Source organism: Oleiphilus sp. HI0061 (assembly GCF_001635675.1).
This window is the reverse complement of record NZ_LWFE01000558.1, coordinates 1-3,777: the sequence shown is the minus strand read 5'-3', so window position 1 is coordinate 3,777 and position 3,777 is coordinate 1. Positions and strand designations below refer to the sequence as shown.

The following is a 3,777-nucleotide window of genomic DNA, read 5'->3' as shown; positions in this document are numbered from 1 at the left end:
TCGGGCAACTACCATGTATATGACCCTGTCGCGAAGATCCTGTTCACTGGCGATGTTGGTGCGGCTCTTGAGCCTATCGACAGCCCAATGTTCGTCGATGATTTTGATGCACATATCCCGAAAATGAAAATGTTCCATCAACGCTGGATGCCTTCCAATGCAGCCAAAAATGACTGGATCAACCGCGTCAGAAAATTAGAGATCGACATGCTTCTTCCCCAGCACGGCCGAATATTCAAAGGTGAAAATGTTGGGAAATTCCTGGACTGGTTCGAGCAATTACAGGTAGGATCCGCCATTTCGCAGAAAGAATAGCCTTAATTTCGAATCGGAACACATGAAAAAACCTGAATTATTATCTCCCGCAGGCTCGCTCCAGAATATGGAGTACGCCTTCGCCTATGGCGCAGATGCAGTTTATGCTGGCCAACCACGGTACAGTTTGCGCGTCAGAGAAAACGAATTTAACCATATTGAAAACCTTGCTAAGGGCGTTGCTCGCGCACACAAGCTTGGCAAACAGTTCTATATCGCATCGAACATTAGCCCGCACAATGACAAGGTAAAAAGTTACCTTCGCGACATGGAGCAAGTCATTGCTATGAAGCCAGATGCGCTGATTATGTCTGACCCCGGCATTATCATGATGGTGCGAGAAAAATGGCCTGATGTGCCTGTTCACCTTTCAGTTCAAGCAAACGCGGTAAATTGGGCAACAGTGAAATTCTGGCAACAACAGGGCCTGACACGCGTCATTCTTTCGCGGGAACTATCCTTGGATGAAATTGCGGAAATTAAACAACGCGTTCCTGAAATGGAAATTGAAGTTTTCGTTCACGGTGCTTTGTGTATTGCCTACTCTGGCCGTTGTTTATTGTCCGGTTATATGACCCATAGAGACTCAAACCAGGGCGCTTGCACAAATTCCTGTCGCTGGAAGTACCAGACTCACGAAGCAGAACAGACTGATGGCGGAGAAATTGTTCCAAGCCAAGCAGTTGAAACCTACGACCCTAATGTTCAAACACTTTCACTTTCGGAAAGTTCTGACGTCCTAGAAAAAGTTTCCCCTTTATACCTACTACAGGAAAAAGGCAGACCTGGTGAGTACATGCCTGCTTATGAAGATGAGCACGGCACCTACATCATGAACTCCAAAGACCTACGAGCTGTTCAGCATGTTCAGCGCCTGATGGATATAGGTGTTGAGTCCCTGAAGATTGAAGGCCGTACCAAATCGTACTATTACGCTGCAAGAACTGCTCAAGTATACCGACAAGCGATCAATGATGCCGCCGCCGGCCATGAGTTCAACATGGCCTTGATGGACGACCTCGAAGGCATGGCTAATAGAGGTTTCACAGAGGGTTTTTACCGCCGCCATGTACCTGATGAATACCAAAACTATGAGACAGGCAATTCAACCTCAACTCAGCAACTATTCGTCGCAGACGTTCTGGAAGGTGACCTTGGCACAAATCGCATCAAACTTGAGGCGAAAAACAAGCTTTCTACTGGAGATCAGCTCACGCTGCTAACACCGGTAGGTAATATTTCCTTCACCGCAGCACAGCTATTCAACAGCAAGAACGGCCGAGAAATTGAGTCAGCTCTTGGCTCGGGTTATAAAGTTGAACTCGAGGTTCCGGAGCTTTCCAAGCTTAAGCTTACTCACGAAGCGCTTGAAAAAGGCTTAATTGTTAGAAATATCTAATCAAGGACAAATCTTCCTGTAAGCAGAGCCCGCTCCTCAAGGGCGGGCCTCCTGCAAAAGTGCTGATAGCATCCTAAGGCAGGCTCGGCCTTTGGCCGCGCACTATAAAAAGGCTCTGAGTCTTGTACCTTAATAGATCATTTGCTACTTTTTAGGTATTGATTCTTCCTTGCCCCCCCTCTAGCCTTAAAGATTGATTACTTAGTAGGCAGAGCTTTCCATAGCTCGCTAGCGGGCTAGTACATGCCTTCAGCTAAGCACGGTATGAAACCCGCTACCTACACAAAATAACCATAGTCATAGTGATACAATCCTCACTAGCTGGCATAGGAATCGTCAATGCAACCTAAACACGAGCTCAGCTCTCAACACCCAGCATTATTCAACCTTGGCTTTCGTGCATTTTTCGCCGGTGCTAGCCTCCTTTCTTTAGTCAGCATCGCCGTATGGTTACTCTTTCTAAACCAAGCCTGGTCTTTTAATTCAAATAGCATCAGCCCTTTTCAATGGCACGCTCATGAAATGATCTATGGCTACGCCGTGGCAGTAATCGCCGGCTTTTTGTTAACCGCAGTAAAAAACTGGACCGGCCTACAGACTCCTCACGGCAAACCGCTCATGATCCTCTTTTCTTTGTGGGCCCTGGCACGCCTAATGTGGCTGATTAACGTACTATCACTCGCTGCATTCTTCGACCTCATCTTTATCGTTTGTCTCGGCTACGCTATTGCCAAGCCGATCATCCAAGTCAAACAATGGCGTCAAATGGCGATTCTTTCGAAGCTAGTGCTGATTGCAGTCGGGAATGCCTTTTTCTATGCTCAAGCACTTGGTTTTAGTGATTCAGGTGCACATACATCCCTCTACGCAGGCCTCTATATCGTTGTCGGTCTGATCCTGACCATCGGGCGTCGGATTATTCCTCTTTTTATTGAACGAGGGGTAGGCTACGAAGTGACCTTGTTTAACTCTAGAATTCTCGATATCTCAAGTATGCTGGTCTTTTTAGTGTTTTTTATCGCAACCCTCTTTACCAACTATATCACCCTCGCGCAGACTGCTGCGGCACTCATGGTCATTATCACGACCATACGTATGATCGGCTGGTATACATCAGGTATATGGAAATCCCCTTTGCTATGGAGTTTCTTCGTAACCCTGGGTTCAATTACCATCGGCTTTTTAATTTTTGTATTTGAAACCAGACTTTCACTGTCGCCTTATTTGTCCATACATGCTTTTGCTGTCGGCGCTATTGGCGTTATGACCATGGGCATGATGGCACGCGTATCAACGGGCCATACAGGGCGAAACCTTAAGCATCTACCAAAGACTTTAGGGCCCGCCCTGCTTATTCTTTCTCTGGCTGCCATCATTAGGTTTTTTCTACCAGCCATTGCTCCGGGTAGTCACTTGCTTTGGGTCAATATTTCCGGTGGTCTGTGGATCATAGCATTTTCATTATTCTGCCTAGCCTTTATTCCCGTATGGACAAGCCCCCGTGTAGATGGGAAATACGGATAAAAAAATGCGCCGGTCACATTTCAATTAACCCGAAAGGTCGCACAATTGAGCGTTTGAGAATTTTACGTGCCAAGCAGTCAAACGGAGATATGCCTAATACCAGCGGGCTTACCTCTCAGACCATGCAGGCCTGCTTGGCAAAATAGAGTTGGCAAAGTAAGCGCCTGAGATCCCTCCAGACAAGTTAGTCATCCATACCTTGTCCTCCCACCCTGAATTTCCTGAAGCCTATATTTTCAGGCATAATATAAGCTTAAATTTTTGATTCAGGATATCCCATGCAAGAAATCACTATTCAAGCCCCCGATGACTGGCACCTTCACTTTCGAGATGGAGACATGCTCGCAGAAACTGTCCCGGCAACCGCTCGGTGCTTTAAGCGAGCGATAGTGATGCCTAACCTTGTCCCGCCTGTTGTTAACACAGAAATGGCACTTGCTTATAAAGCCAGAATTGAAAACGCTATACCTGAAGGAGTCGATTTCACTCCCTTAATGACCCTATATCTGACAAACGATACAAAGCCCGAAGACATTACT

The 3,777-nt window shown here is 46.6% G+C and carries 2 protein-coding genes and 2 pseudogenes; all 4 read left to right on the top strand.

The genetic code is table 11. From position 1 onward, the window contains the following. Window positions 1-315, top strand: a pseudogene (locus A3735_RS07355) (MBL fold metallo-hydrolase); the annotation flags it as partial. A 22-nt stretch (window positions 316-337) separates the two neighbouring features. Then, window positions 338-1,714 carry a tRNA 5-hydroxyuridine modification protein YegQ gene (gene yegQ / locus A3735_RS07350; protein WP_068516773.1) on the top strand — a complete coding sequence of 459 codons (1,377 nt, stop codon included), beginning with the start codon at window positions 338-340 and terminating at the stop codon, window positions 1,712-1,714. Between the two features lie 339 nt (window positions 1,715-2,053). Then, complete coding sequence (locus tag A3735_RS07345; RefSeq protein WP_068516770.1) at window positions 2,054-3,238, top strand: NnrS family protein; 1,185 nt, start codon at window positions 2,054-2,056, stop codon at window positions 3,236-3,238. Window positions 3,239-3,516: 278 nt separating this feature from the next. Further along, a pseudogene (locus A3735_RS07340) lies at window positions 3,517-3,777 on the top strand (dihydroorotase); the annotation flags it as partial.

What these genes read in the sequence shown, in the direction of transcription:
- A3735_RS07345 (WP_068516770.1), top strand. Translation starts at nt 2,054, where the DNA reads ATGCAACCTAAACACGAGCTCAGCTCTCAACACCCAGCATTATTCAAC.
- yegQ (WP_068516773.1), top strand. Translation starts at nt 338, where the DNA reads ATGAAAAAACCTGAATTATTATCTCCCGCAGGCTCGCTCCAGAATATG.